Source organism: Flavobacterium aquariorum, from assembly GCF_003254745.1.
Lineage (GTDB): Bacteria > Bacteroidota > Bacteroidia > Flavobacteriales > Flavobacteriaceae > Flavobacterium > Flavobacterium aquariorum.
The window spans coordinates 109017-132641 of sequence record NZ_QKXH01000012.1; the positions used below are offsets into that span (position 1 = coordinate 109017).

Genomic DNA, 23625 nt, shown 5'->3' on the forward strand with positions numbered 1-23625 from the left:
CCTTTAAACAAATTTCATCCACCTGCAAACGGTGGTAGAAAAGCAATCACATCCTTGTCTTTTATTTTGGTTTGCAAATCACTCATCGTTTGGTTGACCGCAATGGTATAACTTGTGTTATGCATGTTTTGGTAACTGCTTTCAATTTTTGATTTCAATGCCGAAACCGAAATAGTATCTTCATCAAAAGTGAATTGCTCCTCTTTCAATTGCGTGATATCTGCGAGTAAACCAAAATATTTTAGTGTTATGGTCATTTGATTAAATTTTGATATTCTTCCTGTGTATTTATATTTTGCACTTGATTGCTCCATTTTTCAGGAACCTCAATAGTTTGGTGTTTGACATCATCAATCACTTGTTGCAATTTCAACTGGTTTCCTGCCATGTGCTCGCCAAAAACAATTCGCATCGAGCGGTCGTAAACCCCAATCAGCGGGCACGTTTTATCACCGCTTTTTGTTTGTGTAACCATATACGTTTCATCGTGACTTTCTATCAACCATTTCAATAATTCAGTCGAGACCATCGGCACATCAACACTCAAAACCAGATTTATTTTGGTTTTAGACTCTTTTAGTGCTGTGTAAAGCCCACCCACCGGGCCTTTGTTTGCAATTATATCTTCCACTCTGGAAAAACCCAAAGCGTCAAATTCTTTATTACCAGAGACAATCAAAATATTGGAACCTACAATCGGCTTTAACGCATCGCAAATGTGCTTGATGAATGTTTTTCCATTCAAATCCAATAAACCTTTATCGGTTCCCATGCGCTGGCTTTTTCCTCCGGCCAATACTATTGCTGTGATTTTATTTTCCATATTTTATAAAGAATGCTTTTTAAGTTGCAAATCCAAAAATTCCCAACAGGCGACATTAATTTTTTCAAAAGACTCAATAAGTGATTTTCCATACGGAGTCACAATAGTGCCACCACCTTTATTGCCCCCCACTTGAGTGGCAATTAAAGGTTCTTTGGAAGCTTTGTTCGAAGCGTCAATCAGTTTCCATGCTTTTTGATACGAAATATTCATTTCCTTCGCCGCTTTATTGAGTGAACCTGTGGACTCAATCAACTTTAACAATTGAATACGCCCCTCGCTAATGAGAATTCCCTCATCGGTTTCAATCCAAATTTTGCTCTTAATTTTCAAAGCTTGCTTATTTCGTTATACTTTTACAAATATAACGAAATGAATATTCAAAAAAAATAAAAAAATAGTTTTACTCTGTGTTTTTTGTTATAAAAACAGCAAGATAATTACATCAAAAAACTCATTTAAAAACAAAAAATAATTATATTCGCTTACCTTTTTAACCACAACTAACTATAAATGAATATGAAACAAGCCACAACTATAGATGAAGTCATTGTGTTTTTGGATGAAATAATTGAAACGTCAAAACTGGAACAATGTGCTATAGGTTTGTTTACCACTTTATATAGAGAAGTCACATTGCAGATAAAACATGGTATCGAAACGGGTTTATTTCAAAATCCAGAACGAATGGGAAAACTCGATGTGATTTTTGCCAATAGGTATTTAAAAGCTTATTATCAGTTTAAAGCTAAAGAAAAATGCTCAGAATGCTGGGAATTTTCGTTTACGAAAGGAGAAGAATATTGGCCAATTGTAGTACAACATTTACTACTAGGAATCAACGCACATGTCAATTTGGATTTAGGAATCGCCTGCGCACAAGTCAGTACTCCTGAAAGCATTTTTGATTTACATTCTGATTATAATAAAATCAATGAAATTTTAAGCAATCTAGTCGAAGGAGTTGAAAAATGCTTGGTTGAAATCTGGCCAACGCTTACCTATATATTGAAAATATCGGGCAAAATAGACAATTTTTTTATTGATTTTAGCATGAAAACCGCTAGAGATGGTGCATGGAAATACGCTACTGAATTTGTCCTTCTACCAGAAAATCAAAGAGAAGCCTCCATACAGGAAAGAGACATCAAGATTACCAAAATAGCTCGATTAGTTTCGAATCCAGGTTATTTTGTAAGTAGTATTTTCAAGCTCATTCGATTATTTGAGAAAGGAACTGTTGCTCAAAAAATTATAGATTTAAGCAAATTAGAATACAACCCAGAAACTAAAACCGTTGTAACTCCTGAATGTGTTTTACAAAATTAGTATACAATACAAAAAAGCAACCTCCTTATTAAAGAAGATTGCTTTTTTTTTACTTTATATTAGTACTAAGCCTGCTCTTTCTCAAACCTGGCAATTACTTCCTGATAGTAATTAAACGTAATTTTTGCGATAGATTCCCAACTAAATTGTTTCAACACTCGCACTCGACCTGCTTTACCCATGGCGATTGCTAATTCTTCATTATCTAACAATTCATTTACTTTGGCCGCAAAAGCTTTCTGAAATGCAGTTGGATTCAGCGGATTAAAGTTTGTTCTCGAAACACTTTCCAGCGGAATCAAATAACCCGTTTCTCCTTCTACAATAATCTCTGGAATTCCACCCACGTGACTACCTACTACAGGTGTTTCACAAGACATGGCTTCGAGATTGATTATTCCAAAAGGTTCGTACAACGACGGACAGGCAAAAACCCTGGCGTGGCTGTACAGCACTTTGACTTTTTCGCGTGGCAACATTTCCGAAATCAGGATTACTCCTTTTCGTTTGGTCTTCAACTGGTCAATAAGTGTTGACGTTTCAAGCGCAATTTCTTCGGTATCGGGAGCTCCGGCGCAAAGCACGATTTGGCAATCTTCATTAAAATATTGGGCCGCTTCTATCAATTGCGAAATCCCTTTCTGGCGGGTAATTCGACCCACAAAAAGCACGAACGGAATATTTGGATCAATTCCATATTCTCTCAACAAATTATCATCAAAAGTAGGCTTATAAAATTCAGGGTCAATTCCGTTATGGATTACGGTAACTTTTTTGGGATCCACGCCATAAGCTTCGACCACATCGGCTTTCATTTGTTCGCTCACGGCTATTACTCCATCGGCAGTTTTATAGGCGTTGGTTTCAATCCATCGGGACATAAAATAACCATTCCCCAATTGTTCTACTTTCCATGGACGGTGAGTTTCCAGACTATGTGTGGTCAATATCAACGGGACTTGCAACAACTCTCTCGTGAAAATACCTGCCAAATGTGTGTACCAAGTATGGCAATGAACGATATCGGCTTTTGGAGTCGCCTGAGCCATTTCGACATTTCGGCTTAAATTATGAAACATCTTGATATGTTCATTTTTTGGATCAACCATTTTGGTCAAACAGGAATTTATTCCTTCCACGTGCATGGAGTCCTTGTTTTCTTTTTGGTCACCAAAACATCGAACTTCGACTTGTGCCAATTTGGCCAATTCATGACTTAAAAAATCAATATGAACTCCTGCTCCACCATAAATGTTTGGTGGAAATTCGTTGGTGTAAAGCGCTATCTTCATATATGCCCATTGTTTGTTTTATAATTTACAGTAGCTGATACAAAACTACATCCATTGCCCCATTTAAGTGCATCAAAATATCAATTTAGTAAAAATACGAAACCGCAATTTAATTCGTACGGAAACCTACCATTATTTTGAAACATTTTACACCTAAATTCTAAATTATTTAAACTTTCTACAAAAGTCATCATTATTTAATATTGATAATTACTACATTTTAACTAGATTAGCCTAATAATACCATTGTCATTTTATTCATCAAAATAACTCAAATATGAATCAAAATAACTCGAATTTCAACAGTTTCAATTTTGAAAAAATTGCCGATACCATTATTCGCCTCGGGGTATTATTTTTACTGATTGGTTGGTGCTATGATATTCTGAAGCCCTTTGTTTTAATCATTGTATGGGCCATTGTTATCGCCGTGGCATTGAGTCCCGTTTATGAAGCGATAGTAAAATTATTCAGGGGCAAAAAGATTTTGGCCACTATTTTTCTGGCGTTGTTATTGATCAGTATATTGGTCATTCCGAGTATATTGGTGACCCAATCATTATACGAAGAAATCAACAACTTCACTAATTATTATCAAACAAACGGGCATTTAATTCCACCACCTGGAGCAAGTACCAAAGACTGGCCAACTTTTACAAAACCTATAGTCGAAATTTGGCAAACGGCCTCAGAGGACATTTCCAAAGTAATCATCAAATATTCCGATCAGTTAAAAGTCGTTGGCGAATGGCTATTGTTTTCCTTGGCTGGAATTGGCAAAGGCATTCTGCAGTTCATTGTTTCCATCATCATTGCAATGGGATTATTGCTGTATTCTGATCCCCTAACATCCGTTTCCAAAAGTATTTTCATCAAATTAATAGGCAAAAACGGCGAGCACTACGCTTTAATCACCGTTGCCACGATTCGCAATGTTGTCAAAGGTTTTTTGGGAGTGGCCTTAATTCAATCAATGATGGTGGGAGTTGGATTTTTCTTAGCAGGAGTTCCCTTTGCAGGGATTTTTACCATAATCTGTCTTATCCTGGCCATTATACAAGTTGGAATTGGCCCTATTGCCATCCCAGTTGTAATTTATATGTTTTCGGTAACCGACACTACCTCGGCAACTCTACTAGCCATTTGGATAGGTATCACCTTGATTTCCGACAATATCCTAAAACCGATCTTTCTGGGAAGAGGTAATCCACCGGCTCCAATGCTTGTGATATTCCTTGGCGCAATTGGAGGTTTCCTATACAACGGATTCATTGGATTATTCCTCGGTGCGGTTATCCTGACCTTGGGCTATAAATTTTTCCTTTCTTGGATAGAAATTATAGAAGACGAAATAATAGAGGAATAGTTTCTAATAAAACACGATTACAACAATTTAGATCCTACCGATAAAAAAACAAGCAGCATGGAAGATCATAATAACAAAACTGAAAACACAAAACCAAAGGTGACATGCATTGATCGTATTTTCTTTTTTACAGACAATCCGTAACAGACTATAAAATGGCACGGACAAAACTTAGAACTTGAAGTTGATGACTATGATTCGACTTTTGAATCCAGAAATAATAACAAACCTGACCTAATAAATGCTCTTCAATAGAGTACTTCAAAAAGGAGATTACTATTTCTCTAATCCAAAAAAAGTTTGTGATTAACTATCGAATTCAGAATATTGAAGAACTTGTCAAAAAGTTAGATAAAAAATACCGTGACTATACTTGATCAAATTAAGACATCTGACTACGGCAAAATTTTTACATATTAGGACCTTGAAGGAAATAATATAGACCTGAAATCCAGTGACAATTAAACAAAAATAGGTAGAGAAATTAATGTATAAACAGCGGACTTAAAACTTAACAAACTATAAAAGAGTAATCATTAAAAATAGATAACCATGCGTAAAATATTCCTTTTCATTATAGTGCTTTCCTTTACCACTTCCATTCAAGCACAAGAGAACATTTCTTTCAATTTCTCTTTTAATCATGTATCGCTTTCTGTCAAAGATCTCGACTCTACTTGTGATTTTTATAAAAACACTCTAGGACTTCAGGAAATTACCAATAGAACAAAAAAGGAAGGCATTCGTTGGTTTTCTTTAGGGGAAGGAAAGGAATTGCATCTAATCTCAACCGTAAAAGAAAGTGTGACAATTAACAAAGCAATACATCTTGGACTGACAACGCCAAACTTCGACTCCTTTGTCAATAAATTAGACAAACTAAAACTAAAATATAATGACTGGGAAGGCAACCTAAATAAAATAACCGTTCGTGCAGACGGCATCAAACAAATATATCTCCAAGACCCAAACGGCTATTGGATAGAAGTAAATAGTGTTGCTCAGAAATAAAAGTGCCCTAAGAAATTTTCAACTAGCAGTCAATTACTAACGCTGATTTTTCAATTTAAATAGTAATAAAACATGAAAACACTTGAACCAGCTTACAAAATGCAGTTTAGCCAAATTAAAATGCTCAGCATGGTAGTTATCTTATTTACACTAACCTTTTTATTTAGTACCAATACAATGGCACAAGAAAAAAATCAAATGGTTCGCTTAGCAAAAATTAAAGTCGACCCATTGCAATTGGACAAATATAACGCCGCATTAAAAGAACAAATGACGACCGCTGTTCGCGTTGAACCGGGTGTACTAACCTATTATGCCGTAGCTGACAAAAACGACCCTTCACAAATTACAATACTTGAAATATATGCTGATACACTTGCATACAAATCACATATAGAAACAATACATTTTAAGAAATACAAAGAAACTGTCAAGGATATGGTCAAAGCATTGGAGCTTACTGATGTTAGTTTAATTGGTTCTGCCAAAAAAGAGGGTATGTAATATTGACCTTTATATCTCAAAAAAAGCATAAAAATGAAAATTACGGTATTAGACGATTATCAAAATGCAATTAAAGACTTAAACTGTTTTAATTTATTGAAAGACCAAGATGTTCAAATACTGCATATAACAGAAAAAGATCCTCAAAAACTTTCTGAATTATTAAAAGATACTGAAATCTTAGTTCTAACACGAGAAAGAACAGAAATTACTCGTGAATTGCTTGATTTACTTCCAAATTTAAAACTGATTAGCCAAACGGGGAAAATCTCCAATCATTTAAATTTAAGAGAGTGTACCAACCATAAAGTTGCCATCGCCGAAGGAATAGGTTCTCCAATAGCGCCATCTGAGTTAACTTGGACTTTGTTAATGAATACCGTAAGACAGATTCCCCAAGCGATAGAAGCCATGAAAATGGGCAAATGGCAAACGAATATTGGTGCAGCTGTTCATGGCAAAACAATCGGGATTTGGGGTTATGGCAAAATAGGCCAAAAGATAGGCCAATATGCAAATGTATTTGGTGCCAAAGTTTTGGTTTGGGGAAGTGAAAATTCCAGAAATAAAGCAGTTGAGGATGGATTTGAAAAAGCAAATTCCAAAGAACATTTCTTTGAAACTGCCAACATTATAACACTCCACTTGCGTTTGAATGATGCCACAACTGGAATTGTAAAGGAAAGTGATCTTTTGCGAATGAAAGAAAACTCTATTCTTATCAATACAGCACGTGCTGAATTGATAGAAAAAGGAGCATTAGTTAATGCTTTAAAAAAAGGAAGACCAACATACGCAGGATTGGACGTTTATGAAGAAGAACCTATTTATGACACAAATTATGAATTGCTTCAAATGGACAATGTTGTTTGCACACCTCATTTGGGATATGTAGAGCAAAATGGGTACGAACTTTATTTTGGAAAAGCATTTGAAAATGCAATCAATTTTATAAATGGAAACCCAACAAATATTGCAAATCCTGAGGTTTTAGAATGATTACAACTGAAAATATCAATATATTTCGAACAAATATTTTATTGAAATTACAACTTTAAATGATTTCTCTATAAAAATTTATAAAAACATATCATGAGCAAATTACATTTGGATGAAATTAAATTGATTGGTTTAGCTTTAAGCAAAAAAACAACTAATGCTAATGGGCAATCTAGCATTGATTGCGGAAGCTTATGGCATAAATTTGAAAAAGAGAATTACTTTGATAAAATCCAGAACAAACTAACGGATGAAATAATAGCCGTTTATCATGATTATGAAGGAGATCATGCACAACCTTTTTCTTATTTTATTGGATGTAAAGCGCCATTGGATACAAAAACTCCAATAGGAATGGAGAGTTTGATTATTCCAAATCAAACGTTTCGAAAGATAATTGCCAAAGGTGAAATGCCCTATTGTCTAATAAAAGCCTGGAAAGAAATTTGGGATTCAAATATTCCAAGATCTTATAAAACTGATTTTGAAGTTTATGACAAAAGAAGCAAAGACTGGAGCAATGCAGAAGTTGATATATACATTTCAATTCAATAGAACATTACAACAAATACACCTCAACCATATCCCCTTTTTTCAATTCATAATGTCCGTTGGGAACGTAAATCAATCCGTTTGAAACTGAAAAAGAATTAAGCATGGACGAATTTTGATGTGATAAGATTTGTGCTTCTCCATTGCTGATATTTGCTTTCAAAAACTGAGAACGGCTGTTTCTAACTTCAAAATCATCGGATAAAGGAAACAATACAGCTTGTTTGTAATTTGCCTCAGCTCCCGACATAATTGCCAATGTGGGTAAAACATACACATAAAAACAAGTTAGGCAAGCCGCAGGATTTCCAGGTAACGCAAAAATCATTTTATTATTCAACTTTCCTGCAAACAATGGCTTTCCAGGCTTTTGATTGACTTTATGAAATAAGGTTTGCACATGAAGTCCTTTTAAAGCTCTTGCCACAAAATCATAATCCCCAACTGATATTCCGCCAGAAACCAAAACCATTTCGTTGTTTTTTATCGCATCTTGGAGTACATTTTTAGTGTTTTCAAAATCATCATTGACTTCGTATATCGTCACGGCATCATAATAAGCATCAATTAATGCCGATTGCAACATAATTCCGTTACTCTCATATACCTTTCCGTATTCGAGTGGCGTACCGGGTTTGGCCAACTCATTGCCTGTGACCACAATTCCAATATTTGGTTTTTTATAAACTTTAACGTGAGTAAAACCAAGTCCTGCCAAAAAACCGATTGCAGCTGAGTTCAACAAAGCTCCTTTTTCTAGTGCCAAATCTCCTGCCGAAATTTGCTCTCCAATGGGCCTAACATTCGTTTCCGGCTCTACCAATTCGTCCAGTAATAATTGTGTTCCGTTAGCCGCAACCAATTCAATCTGGATTACAGCCTGTGCCGAATCCGGTATGGCTGCTCCCGTAAAAATTTTGACAGCCTGTCCAGGAATCAATTCCACTATATGAGAATCTCCCGCTTTTATTTCGCCAACAATTTCATAAACCAAATCATTGTGCAAACACAAAGCATAACCATCCATCGCCGATTGTCGAAAAGGCGGCATATTAATGGGTGACAAAAGAGATTCTGCCAAAATATGTTTTCTGGCTTGAGAAAGAGAATACTCTACTTTATGCAAAGCTGGCAAATTATGTTCTAATATCGAAAAGGCTTCTTGAACGGAAATCATAGGACAATTTTTAATAGTACTCAAAAATACAATTCGAAAATGACTTTAACGAGAGGTACTAAATAAAATATAAACACAAATTTCACGAATTAGCACTAATTCGTTAGTGAAATTTGTGTTTATATTATTTTACAAACTATAATTCAAATTGAACATCAAACGGTAATTGGCTTCAATATTAGAACCTGCCAAATTCTGAGTAACTGGAAGCATGGCACTCATGCCAAGAGAAAATTTATCCTTCCCAATTTCTAAACCAAATTTACTGAACAATACATCACCGGCCGTATTAGGCAATTCTTGTCCGTGTTGTTTATTGGCATCATACTTTTCACCCACCAACCCCAAATGAGGCATTATTTTTACGGTATTTGCTTCCAATAAATAAAACAACAATCCTCCGTAATTAAGTTGGTTACCATATTGATAGTTTTTACTATTTTCCGTTTTAATCGTATAATCTAAGAGTAAATTCAGACCTAGATTATTTTTTTGGATGACGTAATCGGCTACCAAAAGGTAATCCCAACTACCCGTTCCCACTTGAAAACTTTGATTAACTGTCCCCAGATTATTAGCTTCGTTAAACTTTCCAGTAGGCATTTTTACACCACCACCCATTTGCAATTTATGGGTTAAGGTAATGCTGTCTTTATGTGTTTGATACAAAGTGTACATTCCCATCAAAGTGATATCACCCAATCCTTGAATTTCTTCTTTTCCAGTTGTCAGTTCTCGGCTGTGGTGCTGAAAAGGAATCAATGTAAAAATCTGAATCCTTTCCGTAATAGGTATTTTAGACCAAATCTGGACAGTATTAAAATTTTCGTCCACCCAAGGTGAATTGTCAAAAATCCCATCTTTACTGGTGTAACTTTGATTCAAATAACGAACTCCCACAAAGTTTGAATTGAGCATAGAACCAAAACCCAATCCACCACTACTAGCAGAACATCCGCAGGCATCACAATCTTCATACTCATATTCGCTAAGCAATAACAGATTATGTAATTTTTCGGCATAAATACTGTCCTTTATTGGATTTGAAAATGCCAATTGAAAACTACAAGCTAGGATTATAAAAAAATATTTTTTCATATGTGGATATTTATTGTTTTTTATAGGTCATATGTAATTCGCATATCTTCATTGGTGTTTGCGACCAATTTAAGGTCATGCTCATTTCATTGTATTTTAAAATTCTGAAAATCGCTTATCGGTTAGATATTGATTATCGGTTAATGTTTTTAGAAAAGCAATTACTTGCGCTTTCTTTTGGCTGGTCAAAGTAATTCCAAGTTTGCCATTTTGATTTAAAATGGGGTCTAAAGTTTCGGAATCAACAACACCAGAAGCATAATGTTCCAGAACAGCCTCTAAAGTTCCAAAACGTCCATCGTGCATATAAGGAGCTGTCTTTTCAACGTTTCTCAAACTAGGTACTTTGAACTTATAATAATCAGTCGCCAATTGGGTCACGCGATAACGCCCTACATCTTTTAACTTCGGATTAATTGCCAAGCCGTTGTTTCGAAACGAATTGTCGGTCATTAAATCTGTGGCGTGACAGGAACTGCATTTGGCTTTGAAAATATCATAGCCAGACAACTCTTCCGTTGTCAAAGTTCCTCCCGATTCGTTCCGACGGTATTTGTCAAAACGTGAATTACTGGAAGTCAACATCAATATAAATTGTGACAGTGCTTTCAGCATATTCTCGGAATTGATCTGACCATCCTTGAATGCAGAAACAAACAATTTTTGATACGTTGCATCCGACTTCATCATGGCAATGGCATCGGTAAAATTACCGTTCATTTCGATTGAACTCGTAAACGGAATAATGGGTTGCAAATCGAGATGCGAAGCAGCACCATCATACATAAAAGTTGTTTGATAACCTAGATTTTGAATTGCCGGTGTGTTTCTGGTTCCGATATTATCCCCTACTCCGTGACTAAAAACGTGACCATGATGGGTAAATGCATTTTCCTGAATGTGACAAAACCCACAGGAAACCAATCCATCCGAAGACAATCTTCCGTCATAGAATAATTTTTTACCGAGTTCAAATCCTTTCTCTGTTGGCGGATTCAAGGCAATATTGTAAGCCAAAGGAGGAAAATTGGACGGAACGGTAAATGCTAATGGCACATCAATATAGTTGTCATCAATATCATTGGAACAACTTAAAAATAATGGTATAATTAAACACAGAAAATATATTCTCTTCATGTTTTTTTGAATGTTGAAAGAATTACTGAAGCTCTAGGATAGCCCCGATAGCGCCGATATCTCCCGATTTAGAAAAACAAGGTTTTTTTGCCGTAGTTTTTCTAAATCGGGAATAAAGGCAATAGCGGGAGAAAAGTTGTTATAAAAACCAATCTTCTGCTCCTAAAAATTCAGCAATTTATTAGTCGTTGTGTACGTGTGCTACCGAGAACATTCCGTTTAAATTGGCAGTAATCAAAGGCAACTGAGTACCTCCCATAATCATGGCTCCCATTCCTCCCATATTGTTGTCTGAAAGCTTAATTTTATTGGTACCGTCAATGATTTTAGACACATCAGCTATGACGTGAATTTCAGGAGTAATAGTAGTTCTCACCAAAGCATTTGAAGGCAGGGTCAAAGTAACTTCTGTATAGTTATAGTCCGTTCCAGTTTGTCCTGTATGCACCATAAATGAAGTGTCTGTCGTTACTGAAGAAGAAGTAAAAGTTCCCTCGAAAGCTACAAATTTATAACCAGCAGACCAACTCCACAGCATTCCTGCATCCTGTGCTTGAGTAAGGAAATCTCCCTGACCAGTAGCGCCCAATTCCCACTGTGCTTTGTCTACACCAATTCCGAATTTTATTTTGGTGTAATCACCAGCAGGGATGTTTTCCAATTCGATTTCGTGGCTATCGTCAGTCGCTTCATCAACAATAAAATAGCTATCATTTTTTGGATAGGTAAGTGTCGTACCATCAGCTTTGGTCAAAACTATATTACTTATGATGTACTTTATTTGACTTATTTTTAAAACTTCCCCTTGCGAAGTTGTGTTGGCCTGTGTATCTAAAATCAAGTCATTTGCCCCAAAAGCATTATCAAATTCCACCACTAATTTTCCAGTACCTGTGATTGCTTCATCATCATTGTTAGAACAGCCTACCAATACAGTGCTGATTGCCAAAACAGCAATTGCTTTATTTATTATGTTTTTCATTATTTAGTATTTCTTAATTTATTTAAAATGGGTGCGTGCGCAAAAACGTTTACAAAAGATGAATATCATTTGCAACTATTGACACAAAAGTGTTTTTAAAAATTCTAAGAAATAAAAATGGGTGGTCGGAAAAGTGATTCCAAATGGGAATTGGAATATAAATTAGAATAGGTATTGCTATTGTTTTCTTTATCCAAAAATGATACGGAAGCAATAGAAAAAGTTTTGATTTCTTGAAAAAACAATAATTCAACAACGGGAGCATACCCTTTTTTATCGGAAGAAGCAGGCTTTTCGTTTTCGGCAGCTTTTGCTAATTCCTTCATCAAATGACATTTTCCGTTACAATGCATCATTGGCTTTGCCTTGTTTTCACAAAGTACCTTTGAGATATATTCATAATTAACCACATATTCTATAACCGGAAAAATCGGTTTTAGAAAAATAGCGATTATGAGTATGAATACGAAGTTTTTCACGGCGCAAAGATAGCACAGCATTTTAAATTTTTAATGACATATATCAGTTTTTCATAAATTAACGTTAAAGCATTAAACCTTTGCTACTTACAACCATCTTAAACCTAATAACTTAAAAACAGACAAACATGAAAATTTTAATTATTGCCTTAGTATTCGGAATGGGATTGACTGGATTTGCACAAGAAACCACCACAAAACAAAACAGAGCCGGAATGGAAAAAATGACTCCAGAACAGCGTCAGCAAAAACATTTGGCTTATCTAACCAAAGAATTGACTTTGGATGCCAAACAACAAGAAGCCGTAGGTAAAATTTTGGCAGAGAAAGGTACCAAAGTACAAGATCTAAAAGTTCAAAAAGACACCAGAAAAGCCAGCGAAAGCAAAATGACTTCAGAAGAAAGAGCAACTTTAAAAAATAAAATGGAAGCCGAAAAAACAGATACTGAAGCCAAAATGAAAGCCATCTTATCAGCCGACCAATATCAAAAATGGATTACGCTAAGAGAAGAAAACAAAGAGAAAATGAGAGGAAAAAGTGAGGCAATGGGAGGAGCGCCAATGGAAAAAATGACTCCAGAACAGCGTCAGCAGAAACACTTGACTTATCTAACCAAAGAATTGACTTTGGATGCTAAACAACAAGAAGCCGTAGGTAAAATTTTGGCTGAGAAAGGTGCCAAAGCACAAGATCTAAAAGCTAAAAAAGAATCTCGTAGATCCAGTGGCGAAAAAATGACCGACGCAGAAAGAGAAGCATTCAAAACTCAAATGCAAGCTGAAAAAGCAGATACTGAAGCTAAAATGAAAGCCATCTTATCAGCCAACCAATATCAAAAATGGCTAACAATAAGAGAAGAAAACAAAGAAAAAATGAAAGGAAAAATGAAAGAAAGAAGAAATGGAGGGATGTAGAAAATAATAAAAATTAAAAACAAATTCCACTAATTAGCACGAATTGATTCATACTAATGGTGGAATTTGTGTTTTTATTAATTGACGTTATTTAGAACGTTTTAGAAACTTTGTCAATTGCTTGAATGGTAAAATCCAAGTCTTCGTAAGTTAATGCATCGGTGATGAACCAAGTCTCATAAGCTGATGGCGCTATGTAAACCCCTTCGGCAACTAATCCGTGGAAGAATTTCTTGAAAGTTTCATTATCACCTGCAGCAGCAGATTGAAAATCAGTCACTGGATTCGCATCAAAATGAACCGAAATCATAGACCCTATTTGATTGATGGTGAAAACAACATTATTAGCTTTCAGAACTTTCTCAATTCCTGCGCTTAAATAAGCAGTTTTTTCTTCTAATCTTTTGAAAATTTCCCGATCGTTGTCCAACGCCTGCAACATCGCCAATCCGGCCGCCATAGCCAATGGATTCCCCGACAAAGTTCCCGCTTGGTAAACAGGTCCCAATGGTGCGAGGTAATTCATAATTTCGGCACGAGCGGCAAAAGCACCAACAGGCAATCCACCCCCAATTACTTTTCCGAAGCAAACAATATCTGCATTGATGTTGAACAATTCCTGAACTCCACCTCTGGCCAATCTAAAACCTGTCATTACCTCATCAAAAATCAATAAAATTCCGTTTGCAGTACACAACTCACGCAAGCCTTCCAAAAATCCTTTTACTGGTGGAATACATCCCATATTTCCGGCAACAGGTTCAACAATTATGGCAGCAATTTCATTTTTATTGGCTTCGATTAAAGTCTTCACATTCTCCAAATCATTGTATTTAGCAAGCAAAGTGTCTTTGGCCGTACCTGCAGTCACACCCGGGCTGTTTGGCGTTCCAAAAGTAACCGCACCACTCCCCGCCTGAATCAAAAATGAATCGGAATGACCGTGATAGCAACCCGCGAATTTGATGATTTTATCTCTTTTGGTAAATCCACGAGCCAAACGCACCGCACTCATACATGCCTCTGTTCCTGAATTCACAAATCGGATTTTATCAATATTTGGAACCATAGATACAGCAAGTGCAGCAATTTGTGTTTCTAATTCAGTTGGCATCCCAAAAGACGTCCCTAGTTTCGCTTTTTCAATTACGGCTTCCACCACAGGCTCGTAGGCATGACCCAAAATCATTGGTCCCCATGAATTGATATAGTCGATTAATCGGTTTCCATCTTCATCGTACAAATAAGCTCCTTTGGCACTTTTTACGAATATTGGCGTACCTCCCACGGCTTTAAAAGCTCTTACTGGTGAATTTACTCCCCCTGGGATTACTTTTTCTGCTTCAGCAAAAAGCTGACTACTTCTTTGGTATATCATTTTTATATTTATTTGAGATGATAGACAAAAAGATGATAGATAAGAGACTCCAACGAGTTCTATAAACTGTCATATTCTTTAAATTATTCATTAGTCTATTATCTATTTTCCCTTTTATTATCTATTATCTATTCGTCTATTATCTATCTGTCTTTACTTCACTATCAACTTCTGTCCAATCGAAAGTGTATTCTCTGTTAGATTATTTTTCTGTTTTAATTCTTCTACCGTCAAATTGAATTTTTTGGAAACGGAATAAAAAGTATCTCCTTTTTGAATTTCATACAAACTGGATTCATCTGCACCAAAATTGTCCTGAAGCAAAACTTTGGTTTCTTCCTTTGCCATTTGTTTTCCTAAAACTTTGGCGTCGTACTGACTCAAATTATAGGTCTCAATATAACTTATTAATTTTTCCGGATACCTTGGATCAGTGGCGTATCCTGCGTCTTTCAATCCTTTTGCCCATGATTTATAGTCCCCTTTAGGTAAGGTAAACAAATTGGCATATCTTTTTTTACCTGTCAATACCATTGCGTGATCTTGGTAGGATTCGGAGGCTTGATTGTATTTTCTAAAACATTCATTGGCAGAATCGTCGTCTTTATAGATTTTATCACCAGTCCAATCGTTATGACATTTGATTCCAAAATGATTATTGGCTGTCGTTGCCAAATCACTTTGTCCCGAACCTGATTCTAGAATTCCTTGTGCCAAAATAATACTGGCAGGAATTCCGTAAGTTTTCATATTAGACATCGCAACTGAATTGTATTGCGCAATATAACCATAGGTCATTTCATTTGTGGACATTGGTTTTGAAGTGGACTGTGTACCAACTTTACTGCTGCTGCCGTTTTGGATTGGTTTGGAATATTTCCATCCCACCGGTTTTTTTGTAGTGACAATTGTTGGTTTCGATGAACCACAACTTATAAGGGTTGCAATTAAGAGAAATAAAAATATTTTCTTGACCATATTTAATTTTTGATATTGATTTTACTATTGTACTTCAATCAATGTTTTATTTTTGCTTTTCAAAAGCGTGTTCATCCCCTGGATTCCCTGTAATCCTCCTGTATGAATCAATAGAATTTTGGAATTATGAGGAAAATAATCTTTGTGAATTAAATCTATAACGCCAAAAACCATCTTTCCCGTATAAATAGGATCTAATGGAACTTGTGTTTGTTTGTAAAACTGATTTATAAACTGAATCAGTTCTTCATTTACCTTTCCGTAACCCCCAAAGTGGTATTCGGTAATTAACCCCCAATTTGTATTGGTGGCAAATTTACGAATTTCATCTTTTAAAAAGTCTCCTTTTAATGCTGGAAATCCCAAAACTTTTTGGTGTGGCAATGCGGTATTGATAATCCCCGAAACGGTTCCACCCGTTCCAACCGCGCAACAAACATAATCAAATGCAGCGTCTTCCTCAATCAGTATTTCTTCGCAACCTTTTACGGCATATTCATTGGTTCCGCCTTCTGGAACTAGGTAAAATGATCCAAATTTATTTTTTAGATTGGCTATAAAATTAGGTTCAGTTTTATGTCGATAAGCTTCCCTGGTGACAAACTCGAATTGCATTCCACATTCTTGAGCAAACTTTAAAGTGGGGTTTTCGTCAATTTTATCGCCCAACTCATCTCCGCGAATCACGCCAATGGTTTTGAAACCCTGCTCTTTTCCAGCATAGGCCACTGCCGCAATATGATTGGAATAAGCGCCACCAAAAGTCAACACAGTTTCGTGATTTTCGGCTTTCGCCTGAAGCAAATTATACTTTAGCTTCCTAAATTTATTTCCAGATATAAAGGGATGAAGCAAATCTTCCCGTTTTATTTCGAGAGAAATTCCATTAGGTAGTTCGTATGTTATTTTTTGGTTCAAAGTTTAGGATTTATTAGTTTTAAATAGTTTAAAAAACTAAAAAAAGTTCTCTTTTTAAAATAGTCAAAGTCCGTTTCATTAGCATAAGCCTCTCTTTCAAAACTGATATTTCTATAGGCTAAATTGGCGTTTTTATACTGCAGCAAACGTACCGCATATTCCATAAAATACCAAACAAAAAAAGGCAAGATTAGTAGCTCCAATTGTTGTCGGAGGTGAATTTTTTCGTGATTGACAAGTACTTTATTTTCGGAATCAAATGCATATTTTACAAACACAAAAGGAAAGACTGTTAACCCGCGATATCCTTTAGGAATTAAATATTTGGCAACAATAACAAACATTGGTTATAAAATTTATAGATTTGTACAGGCAATTTAGTCCGAATTAAAGAAAATCACAATCGCCTAGTCGCGAATTGCAAGCATAAAAACAGAATGGCAGAACAAAGTAATGAAAATAAATTAATAGAAGGTGAAGATTTTTATTATACACCCGAAGGTTACAAATGTTTTACCGAAAAACACCACTTAAAAAGAGGCTATTGCTGTAAAAGCGGTTGTCGTCATTGTCCCTATGGATTTGACAAGAAAACGGGGCTTTTGAAAAAGTAATCAGTTTGCAGTTTTTAGGCTGCAGAACTTAGATTACAGAAAACAGTATTTTATATATTTCAACACTAACAATGGACATTCTTTCTTTAAAATATAAAATTAAAATTCATAAGTCCTACCACAGGTCGGATATACGGTATCCTTAGTGGCGAATTCCTCTAAATTAAGAAAAATATCTTGATTTACGGGATGCGAGAGGGATAGAAACTAGCTACCGAAGTAGCGTGGATAGCCCGACCGCATTAAGGAAAATGGGCGACTAACCGACACGAAACGTAGACCCCTTTTCTTAATGCGGTCTCGCCCAAAAGCTGCTCATTAGAACAATTAATTTTAGATTTTAAATACCAAAAAAATGACTTTTCAAGAACAAATACAACAAGGAATTCCTTTAATATTACCACAGCCAAAACCGTATGAAGCCAACATTAACCACGCGCCGAAACGGAAAGAAATCTTAACAGACGAAGAAAAAAAATTAGCACTTCGTAACGCTTTGCGCTATTTTGAACCCAAGCATCACGCCGAATTACTACCAGAATTCAAGGACGAACTCGAAACTTACGGTCGCATTTATATGTACCGTTTACGTCCCGATTATAAAATGTATGCCCGACCAATCTCGGAATATCCTGGAAAAAGCGAGCAAGCCAAAGCGATTATGCTGATGATTCAGAACAATCTGGATTATGCGGTGGCGCAACATCCACACGAATTGATTACGTATGGCGGAAACGGAGCGGTCTTCTCGAATTGGGCTCAATATTTATTGACGATGAAATACTTATCGGAAATGACCGATGAGCAAACATTGACGATGTATTCCGGACACCCAATGGGATTATTTCCATCCCACAAAGAGGCGCCGAGAGTTGTGGTAACCAACGGAATGGTCATCCCTAATTATTCCAAACCCGATGATTGGGAGCGAATGAATGCCCTGGGCGTTTCGCAATACGGACAAATGACAGCAGGAAGTTATATGTACATCGGTCCACAAGGGATTGTGCACGGAACTACGATTACGGTTTTGAATGGTTTCAGAAAAATAAAACGTTCCCCAAAAGGTGGTTTATTCGTGACTTCTGGTCTTGGAGGAATGAGTGGTGCGCAACCCAAAGCGGGAAATATTGCAGGTTGCATCACAGTTTGTGCCGAGGTAAATGCTAAAATAACACATATTCGTCACAGTCAAGGTTGGATTAATGAAGTGATAGAAAACTTAGACGAATTAGTACAGCGAGTAACTTTGGCGAAAGCCAATAATGAAACAGTTTCTATCGGTTACCTTGGAAACGTGGTAGATGTTTGGGAACGATTTGATGAAGAAAACCTATATATTGATTTGGGTTCTGACCAAACTTCGCTTCACAATCCGTGGGCTGGTGGATATTATCCGGTTGGAATTTCATTTGAAGAAGCCAATGAAATGATGGCGAACAATCCTGATTTATTCAAAGAAAAAGTACAGGAAACATTGCGTCGTCATACAACAGCCATCAACAAACATACAGCCAAAGGAACTTATTTCTTCGATTACGGAAATGCCTTTTTACTGGAAGCCTCTCGTGCCGGTGCCGATATTATGGCCGAAAATAAAATTGATTTCAGGTACCCGAGTTATGTACAGGACATTATGGGACCTATGTGTTTTGACTATGGTTTTGGGCCTTTCCGTTGGGTTTGTGCCTCAGGAAAGCCGGAAGATTTAGCCAAAACAGATGCTATTGCCTGCCTAGTTTTAGAAGAAATGGCCAAAACTGCTCCAATAGAAATTCAGCAACAAATGCAGGATAATATTCAGTGGATAAAAGGTGCACAAGAAAATAAATTGGTTGTGGGTTCTCAAGCCCGAATCCTATATGCTGATGCTGAAGGCCGTGTAAAAATCGCCGAAGCTTTCAATCAGGCGATTGCCAAAGGTGAAATAGGATTGGTAGTTCTAGGTCGTGATCATCACGATGTTTCGGGAACCGATTCCCCTTACCGCGAAACTTCCAATATTTATGACGGTTCTCGTTTCACCGCAGATATGGCTATTCAAAACGTGATTGGCGACAGTTTTCGTGGTGCGACCTGGGTTTCCATTCACAATGGTGGTGGTGTAGGTTGGGGAGAAGTTATCAATGGTGGCTTCGGAATGGTGTTGGACGGTAGTAAGGAAGCTTCCCGTCGCTTGGCTTCTATGCTTTTTTGGGATGTCAATAACGGAATCTCAAGACGCAGTTGGGCTCGTAACGAAGGTGCAGTTTTTGCCATAAAACGTGCTATGGAAGTCGAACCGTTGTTGAAAGTGACGCTACCCAATTTGGTGGATGATAAATTATTAGAATAAAGCACATAAAAATCATTTTAAATCTGCTGAATCTGCGTGACATAAAAAATTTGGCACGCAGATTTTTGCAGATTCAGCAGATAAAAATAAAATCTAAAGAAATTTTCGGGAGCTAATCCTGCTATTCGCTTCAAGATTTTTCATAAACTCGTTTTTTTCTAAGAGCAAAAAGAGCTTCCGTTGGTCGCTTTTTTTGTTCAAGAAAAAAATACTCGTTTATCAAAAAATGCTTTCCGCTACTATCAGGGCTAACACAGCTAACTGTAAACAAATGTCTTTGAAAGAAGTTTTTGAAAAATCATTTTTTTTAACTACCTTAGAGTAGCCAAATTGGTACGATTTTTGCAGTTTATTTACTCCACCATAAATCAAACAAAACATGAAAACATTTAAATTCCTGCCCCTATTATTACTTTTCATTGTTAGCTCATGTGACACTGTAAGAGTATATTCTGATTATGACAAATCCGTTGATTTTACGCAATACAAAACTTTTGCCTTTATGAAATCTGGAATTGACAAAGTCGAAATTTCTGATTTGGATAAAAAAAGAATCCTAAACGCCATCGATCAACAATTACAGGCTAAAGGATTGACCAAAAGTGAAACTCCCGATTTATTAGTCAATATTTTTACTAAATCTCGTGAAGAAATTAGTGTAAACCAATTCAATGCAGGTTATGGCTACGGTTGGGGATGGGGATGGAATCCTTATATGTATGGAGGCCAAACATATGTGAGCTCTTCTACAGAAGGCACATTATACATTGACCTAATCGACGCCAAAAAGAAAGAACTAATCTGGCAAGGTGAAGGCACTGGAACCCTTTCTAAAGACATGGCAGAAAAAGACGCGATAGTCAATGATATTGTCACCCAAATTTTGGCACAATATCCGCCTGCAAAACCTGAAAAAAAGGAAAATAAAGAAAAGAAAAAATAATTTAGTTTTTAAAAAACCTACCTTTGTGTAGGTTTTTTTATATCCAGAAATCATGACAAACAAAGACATAACAAATATAGAAGATATTCAATTAATGGTAGATACATTCTACTCGAATGTGCGAAAAGACGAACTGATTGGTTCTATTTTCAACGAAAAAATAGGTGACCGCTGGCCAGAACATTTGGAGAAAATGTATCGCTTTTGGCAAACTATTCTACTGGAAGAACACACATATTCTGGAAGTCCTTTTCCGCCACACAAACAACTTCCTGTCGAAAAAGAACATTTTAACCGCTGGATGGAGATTTTTACCGAAACGGTCGATAGTTTATTTACTGGTAAAAATGCTGATGAAGCCAAACTCAGAGGCAAAATGATGGCCGAAATGTTCAACCACAAAATTGAGTATTTCAGACATGAAGCGAAGCATCCGCTTTTATAATCTAAAGACAGAAACCGCAATAGTGATTTTGCGGTTTTTTTATGTTGAAATTTATATATAAAAATAAAACTCTAATTGAGTTTACACAAAATTTCACTTAACCTACCTAAACCATAGGCACGCATACCAAAATGATAGGCACACCTGCCAAAATCATAGGCGTGCCTACTTAAAATTATGGCGAGCCTAAACAATCAAAACGCGAGCCTATTAAAAACAAAGGCGACGCCTCCAAAATTTATAGGCGAGCCTATAAAAAAATATGCAACGCCTAGTAAAGTCGATGGCGCGCCTGCCAAAACTAAAGGCAAGCCTATCAAAAACAAAGGCGACACCTTCAATTTTAATAGGCGCGCCCTAATATTATTATGGCGCAGCATTACATAAACCAAGGTTCTGCATTGGAATCATTACGGTTAATTTTTGAATCTGTAAATTTGCTAAAATCGTAGTTAAAAAACTTCTTTTACGCCTCTGAAAATTGTACTTTTGCATACAAACTACATCGATTTCGTTATGAACACAAAAATAGAAAGCAATCCATTATTAGAACGATTGCCTAAACATTTAAAACAGTTTATCAAAGCTCAGGATTACAGTGATTACACACCTATAAACCAAGCCGTTTGGAGATATGTAATGCGTAAAAACGTGAATTATCTCTCTAAGGTAGCTCACAGTTCCTATCTTGAAGGGTTGAAAAAAACGGGTATTGAAGTAGACAACATTCCCAGTATGTATGGCATGAACCGAATACTAAGCGAAATTGGATGGGCTGCTGTGGCCGTTGATGGTTTTATTCCACCGAATGCTTTTATGGAATTTCAGGCATATAATGTTTTGGTCATTGCATCAGATATTCGTCAACTCGAACATATTGAATACACTCCCGCTCCCGATATTATTCACGAAGGTGCCGGCCACGCCCCTATTATTGCGAATCCGGAATATGCGGAATACCTGCGCCGTTTTGGTGAAATAGGTTGTAAAGCCATTTCTTCGAGCAAGGATTACGAAATGTACGAAGCCATACGCTTGCTTTCTATTTTGAAAGAAGCGGAAGGTACTCCACAAAGCGAAATTGAAGCTGCCGAAAAAGCGGTGGAAGACTTGCAAAATAATATGGGTGAATTATCAGAAATGGCACAAATTAGAAACCTGCATTGGTGGACAGTGGAATACGGTTTGATAGGAACACTCGAAAACCCTAAAATTTACGGTGCCGGTTTATTGTCATCCATTGGTGAAAGCGCTTGGTGCATGACCGATAACGTAAAGAAAATCCCTTATGGTTTTTCGGCTGTCAATCAAAGTTTCGACATTACCAAAGTGCAACCGCAATTATATGTTACTCCTGATTTTGCTTATTTGAGTTTGATTCTCGAAGAATTTGCCGATACCATGGCTTTACGCACCGGAGGATTATCCGGTATCAAAAAACTGATCCATTCTAGAGCCTTGGGAACTATTGAATTGAGTACCGGTTTACAAGTTTCGGGTGTGTTTACAAATGTCATTGAACACGAAGGAAAACCAATTTACTTCCAAACTACTGGAAAAAGTGCTTTGTCTTATCGTGAAAAAGAATTGGTAGGTCACGGAACTAGTACGCATCCGGAAGGCTTTGGCAGCCCAATAGGAAAACTAAAAGGTATTAATCTGGCTATTGAAGATATGAGTCCTCGCGACTTAAAAGCTTACGGTGTCTATGAAGGACAAACTGCCTCTTTGGAATTTGAAGGCAATATAAAAGTGGTTGGAGAAATCATTACCGGAAAGAGAAATCTGCATGGAGAGATTATCTTAATTTGTTTCAAAAATTGTACGGTGACCCACGGAGATACTGTTCTATTTCAACCGGAATGGGGAAATTATGATATGGCAGTGGGAAAAAAACTGGTTTCGGCTTTTTCTGGACCAGCCGATGTCAACAGCTTTGATTTGATTTCGCACGTTCCTTCGAGCAAAACCATTAAGGCCAAACATTCTGCTGAAAGAGATGATTTGGAAGTATTGTATCAAACCGTAAGAAGCATTCGCGAATCGAATGACACGGTGACTTCATTGGAACCTATTTTTGAAAAACTTCAAAATAATCATCCAAACGACTGGTTACTTTCAGTCGAATTGATTGAACTTTTACACACACGAAATGAAACGAATTTAATGCAACAAGTAATTCTGCACTTGGAAAACTTAAAAAAACAACGTCCAGAACTCGAAAAATTAATTTCGAATGGATTGGAGTTGATTTTTGAGAACGAAAAAACGACACATTAGAATTATACGCACGAATTGCACTAATAGGCACGAATTACAGAAACTGTAGTTCGTGTTTTTTTTTAGCA

At 36.5% G+C, this 23625-nt stretch carries 26 protein-coding genes; 13 read left to right on the forward strand and 13 right to left on the reverse strand.

The window, feature by feature from the left end:
* Positions 1 to 14 precede the first annotated feature (14 nt).
* From DOS84_RS16940 to DOS84_RS16950, 3 genes are read right to left on the reverse strand one after another with little or no spacing between them, the layout of a single operon-like run.
* Positions 15 to 257 (reverse strand): MoaD/ThiS family protein, encoded by a 243-nt coding sequence (locus DOS84_RS16940; protein WP_165830458.1) that lies wholly within the window; start codon positions 255 to 257, stop codon positions 15 to 17.
* Positions 254 to 823, reverse strand: coding sequence for a molybdenum cofactor guanylyltransferase (gene mobA / locus DOS84_RS16945; RefSeq protein ID WP_111411290.1), 570 nt, complete (start codon positions 821 to 823; stop codon positions 254 to 256). Before mobA ends, DOS84_RS16940 begins: the two co-directional genes overlap by 4 nt.
* Before the next feature lie 3 nt (positions 824 to 826).
* Positions 827 to 1156, reverse strand: coding sequence for a winged helix-turn-helix domain-containing protein (locus tag DOS84_RS16950; protein ID WP_111411291.1), 330 nt, complete (start codon positions 1154 to 1156; stop codon positions 827 to 829).
* A gap of 180 nt (positions 1157 to 1336) precedes the next feature.
* Between DOS84_RS16950 and DOS84_RS16955 the strand changes: the two genes are divergently transcribed.
* On the forward strand, positions 1337 to 2152 hold the full coding sequence (locus DOS84_RS16955; protein WP_243636393.1) for a DUF5995 family protein: 816 nt from the start codon (positions 1337 to 1339) through the stop codon (positions 2150 to 2152).
* Positions 2153 to 2217: 65 nt separating this feature from the next.
* On the opposite strand, the gene glgA is transcribed toward DOS84_RS16955, so the two are convergent.
* Positions 2218 to 3444, reverse strand: a complete 1227-nt coding sequence (glgA, locus tag DOS84_RS16960) for a glycogen synthase (protein ID WP_111411292.1) — start codon at positions 3442 to 3444, stop codon at positions 2218 to 2220.
* Positions 3445 to 3721: 277 nt separating this feature from the next.
* Here glgA and DOS84_RS16965 point away from each other — a divergent pair, with 277 nt between their 5' ends.
* The 5 genes from DOS84_RS16965 to DOS84_RS16990 all read left to right on the forward strand — a co-directional run bounded on the left by DOS84_RS16965 (position 3722) and on the right by DOS84_RS16990 (position 7879).
* Positions 3722 to 4810, forward strand: a complete 1089-nt coding sequence (locus DOS84_RS16965) for an AI-2E family transporter (protein WP_111411293.1) — start codon at positions 3722 to 3724, stop codon at positions 4808 to 4810.
* Positions 4811 to 5362: 552 nt separating this feature from the next.
* A complete protein-coding gene (locus DOS84_RS16975; RefSeq protein WP_111411294.1) occupies positions 5363 to 5821 on the forward strand; it encodes a VOC family protein in 459 nt (152 codons plus the stop codon).
* A gap of 72 nt (positions 5822 to 5893) precedes the next feature.
* Positions 5894 to 6325 (forward strand): putative quinol monooxygenase, encoded by a 432-nt coding sequence (locus DOS84_RS16980; RefSeq protein ID WP_111411295.1) that lies wholly within the window; start codon positions 5894 to 5896, stop codon positions 6323 to 6325.
* 33 nt (positions 6326 to 6358) lie between these two features.
* Positions 6359 to 7324 (forward strand): D-2-hydroxyacid dehydrogenase family protein, encoded by a 966-nt coding sequence (locus DOS84_RS16985; RefSeq protein WP_111411296.1) that lies wholly within the window; start codon positions 6359 to 6361, stop codon positions 7322 to 7324.
* A 93-nt stretch (positions 7325 to 7417) separates the two neighbouring features.
* Positions 7418 to 7879 (forward strand): GyrI-like domain-containing protein, encoded by a 462-nt coding sequence (locus DOS84_RS16990; protein ID WP_111411297.1) that lies wholly within the window; start codon positions 7418 to 7420, stop codon positions 7877 to 7879.
* Positions 7880 to 7883: 4 nt separating this feature from the next.
* On the opposite strand, the gene DOS84_RS16995 is transcribed toward DOS84_RS16990, so the two are convergent.
* The 5 genes from DOS84_RS16995 to DOS84_RS17015 form a co-directional block, all read right to left on the reverse strand.
* Positions 7884 to 9053 carry a molybdopterin molybdotransferase MoeA gene (locus DOS84_RS16995; RefSeq protein WP_111411298.1) on the reverse strand — a complete coding sequence of 390 codons (1170 nt, stop codon included), beginning with the start codon at positions 9051 to 9053 and terminating at the stop codon, positions 7884 to 7886.
* A 129-nt stretch (positions 9054 to 9182) separates the two neighbouring features.
* Positions 9183 to 10151, reverse strand: a complete 969-nt coding sequence (locus DOS84_RS17000; RefSeq protein ID WP_111411299.1) for a transporter — start codon at positions 10149 to 10151, stop codon at positions 9183 to 9185.
* Between the two features lie 96 nt (positions 10152 to 10247).
* Entirely contained in the window at positions 10248 to 11288 is a 1041-nt protein-coding gene (locus DOS84_RS17005) for a cytochrome-c peroxidase (protein WP_111411300.1), read from the reverse strand.
* 181 nt (positions 11289 to 11469) lie between these two features.
* Positions 11470 to 12270 carry an MbnP family protein gene (locus DOS84_RS17010; protein ID WP_111411301.1) on the reverse strand — a complete coding sequence of 267 codons (801 nt, stop codon included), beginning with the start codon at positions 12268 to 12270 and terminating at the stop codon, positions 11470 to 11472.
* Between the two features lie 104 nt (positions 12271 to 12374).
* Complete coding sequence (locus DOS84_RS17015) at positions 12375 to 12770, reverse strand: hypothetical protein (protein ID WP_243636394.1); 396 nt, start codon at positions 12768 to 12770, stop codon at positions 12375 to 12377.
* A 107-nt stretch (positions 12771 to 12877) separates the two neighbouring features.
* On the opposite strand from DOS84_RS17015, the gene DOS84_RS17020 reads away from it, so the two are divergent.
* On the forward strand, positions 12878 to 13666 hold the full coding sequence (locus tag DOS84_RS17020; RefSeq protein WP_111411302.1) for a hypothetical protein: 789 nt from the start codon (positions 12878 to 12880) through the stop codon (positions 13664 to 13666).
* Positions 13667 to 13757: 91 nt separating this feature from the next.
* On the opposite strand, the gene hemL is transcribed toward DOS84_RS17020, so the two are convergent.
* The 4 genes from hemL to DOS84_RS17040 form a co-directional block, all read right to left on the reverse strand.
* On the reverse strand, positions 13758 to 15044 hold the full coding sequence (gene hemL / locus DOS84_RS17025) for a glutamate-1-semialdehyde 2,1-aminomutase (protein ID WP_111411303.1): 1287 nt from the start codon (positions 15042 to 15044) through the stop codon (positions 13758 to 13760).
* Between the two features lie 153 nt (positions 15045 to 15197).
* Entirely contained in the window at positions 15198 to 16022 is an 825-nt protein-coding gene (locus DOS84_RS17030) for a glucosaminidase domain-containing protein (RefSeq protein WP_111411304.1), read from the reverse strand.
* A gap of 24 nt (positions 16023 to 16046) precedes the next feature.
* Positions 16047 to 16940, reverse strand: coding sequence for a 1-aminocyclopropane-1-carboxylate deaminase/D-cysteine desulfhydrase (locus DOS84_RS17035; RefSeq protein WP_111411305.1), 894 nt, complete (start codon positions 16938 to 16940; stop codon positions 16047 to 16049).
* Complete coding sequence (locus DOS84_RS17040) at positions 16937 to 17284, reverse strand: hypothetical protein (RefSeq protein WP_111411306.1); 348 nt, start codon at positions 17282 to 17284, stop codon at positions 16937 to 16939. The genes DOS84_RS17035 and DOS84_RS17040 overlap by 4 nt, the downstream gene beginning before the upstream one ends.
* A gap of 93 nt (positions 17285 to 17377) precedes the next feature.
* Between DOS84_RS17040 and DOS84_RS19140 the strand changes: the two genes are divergently transcribed.
* The 6 genes from DOS84_RS19140 to DOS84_RS17065 all read left to right on the forward strand — a co-directional run bounded on the left by DOS84_RS19140 (position 17378) and on the right by DOS84_RS17065 (position 23557).
* Positions 17378 to 17554: a C1orf53 family protein gene (locus tag DOS84_RS19140; RefSeq protein ID WP_165830459.1), complete on the forward strand. Its 177-nt coding sequence runs from the start codon at positions 17378 to 17380 to the stop codon at positions 17552 to 17554.
* A 355-nt stretch (positions 17555 to 17909) separates the two neighbouring features.
* On the forward strand, positions 17910 to 19889 hold the full coding sequence (locus tag DOS84_RS17045) for a urocanate hydratase (protein WP_111411307.1): 1980 nt from the start codon (positions 17910 to 17912) through the stop codon (positions 19887 to 19889).
* 379 nt (positions 19890 to 20268) lie between these two features.
* Positions 20269 to 20832: a DUF4136 domain-containing protein gene (locus DOS84_RS17050; RefSeq protein WP_111411308.1), complete on the forward strand. Its 564-nt coding sequence runs from the start codon at positions 20269 to 20271 to the stop codon at positions 20830 to 20832.
* A gap of 52 nt (positions 20833 to 20884) precedes the next feature.
* Positions 20885 to 21277, forward strand: coding sequence for a group III truncated hemoglobin (locus tag DOS84_RS17055; RefSeq protein ID WP_111411309.1), 393 nt, complete (start codon positions 20885 to 20887; stop codon positions 21275 to 21277).
* Positions 21278 to 21454: 177 nt separating this feature from the next.
* Entirely contained in the window at positions 21455 to 21664 is a 210-nt protein-coding gene (locus tag DOS84_RS17060; RefSeq protein WP_111411310.1) for a hypothetical protein, read from the forward strand.
* A 129-nt stretch (positions 21665 to 21793) separates the two neighbouring features.
* Positions 21794 to 23557, forward strand: coding sequence for an aromatic amino acid hydroxylase (locus tag DOS84_RS17065; RefSeq protein WP_111411311.1), 1764 nt, complete (start codon positions 21794 to 21796; stop codon positions 23555 to 23557).
* The last annotated feature ends 68 nt before the right edge of the window (positions 23558 to 23625 follow it).

Coding starts and splice junctions, on each gene's coding strand:
- DOS84_RS17065 (WP_111411311.1), top strand. CDS start 21,794: ATGAACACAAAAATAGAAAGCAATCCATTATTAGAACGATTGCCTAAA.
- DOS84_RS16980 (WP_111411295.1), top strand. CDS start 5,894: ATGAAAACACTTGAACCAGCTTACAAAATGCAGTTTAGCCAAATTAAA.
- DOS84_RS17020 (WP_111411302.1), top strand. CDS start 12,878: ATGAAAATTTTAATTATTGCCTTAGTATTCGGAATGGGATTGACTGGA.
- DOS84_RS17055 (WP_111411309.1), top strand. CDS start 20,885: ATGACAAACAAAGACATAACAAATATAGAAGATATTCAATTAATGGTA.
- DOS84_RS19140 (WP_165830459.1), top strand. CDS start 17,378: ATGGCAGAACAAAGTAATGAAAATAAATTAATAGAAGGTGAAGATTTT.
- DOS84_RS17040 (WP_111411306.1), bottom strand. CDS start 17,284: ATGTTTGTTATTGTTGCCAAATATTTAATTCCTAAAGGATATCGCGGG.
- DOS84_RS16985 (WP_111411296.1), top strand. CDS start 6,359: ATGAAAATTACGGTATTAGACGATTATCAAAATGCAATTAAAGACTTA.
- DOS84_RS17030 (WP_111411304.1), bottom strand. CDS start 16,022: ATGGTCAAGAAAATATTTTTATTTCTCTTAATTGCAACCCTTATAAGT.
- DOS84_RS16955 (WP_243636393.1), top strand. CDS start 1,337: ATGAATATGAAACAAGCCACAACTATAGATGAAGTCATTGTGTTTTTG.
- DOS84_RS16995 (WP_111411298.1), bottom strand. CDS start 9,053: ATGATTTCCGTTCAAGAAGCCTTTTCGATATTAGAACATAATTTGCCA.
- glgA (WP_111411292.1), bottom strand. CDS start 3,444: ATGAAGATAGCGCTTTACACCAACGAATTTCCACCAAACATTTATGGT.
- DOS84_RS17050 (WP_111411308.1), top strand. CDS start 20,269: ATGAAAACATTTAAATTCCTGCCCCTATTATTACTTTTCATTGTTAGC.
- hemL (WP_111411303.1), bottom strand. CDS start 15,044: ATGATATACCAAAGAAGTAGTCAGCTTTTTGCTGAAGCAGAAAAAGTA.
- DOS84_RS17060 (WP_111411310.1), top strand. CDS start 21,455: ATGGCGAGCCTAAACAATCAAAACGCGAGCCTATTAAAAACAAAGGCG.
- DOS84_RS17005 (WP_111411300.1), bottom strand. CDS start 11,288: ATGAAGAGAATATATTTTCTGTGTTTAATTATACCATTATTTTTAAGT.
- DOS84_RS16990 (WP_111411297.1), top strand. CDS start 7,418: ATGAGCAAATTACATTTGGATGAAATTAAATTGATTGGTTTAGCTTTA.
- DOS84_RS16940 (WP_165830458.1), bottom strand. CDS start 257: ATGACCATAACACTAAAATATTTTGGTTTACTCGCAGATATCACGCAA.
- DOS84_RS17015 (WP_243636394.1), bottom strand. CDS start 12,770: ATGCTGTGCTATCTTTGCGCCGTGAAAAACTTCGTATTCATACTCATA.
- mobA (WP_111411290.1), bottom strand. CDS start 823: ATGGAAAATAAAATCACAGCAATAGTATTGGCCGGAGGAAAAAGCCAG.
- DOS84_RS16975 (WP_111411294.1), top strand. CDS start 5,363: ATGCGTAAAATATTCCTTTTCATTATAGTGCTTTCCTTTACCACTTCC.
- DOS84_RS16965 (WP_111411293.1), top strand. CDS start 3,722: ATGAATCAAAATAACTCGAATTTCAACAGTTTCAATTTTGAAAAAATT.
- DOS84_RS17010 (WP_111411301.1), bottom strand. CDS start 12,270: ATGAAAAACATAATAAATAAAGCAATTGCTGTTTTGGCAATCAGCACT.
- DOS84_RS17045 (WP_111411307.1), top strand. CDS start 17,910: ATGACTTTTCAAGAACAAATACAACAAGGAATTCCTTTAATATTACCA.
- DOS84_RS17000 (WP_111411299.1), bottom strand. CDS start 10,151: ATGAAAAAATATTTTTTTATAATCCTAGCTTGTAGTTTTCAATTGGCA.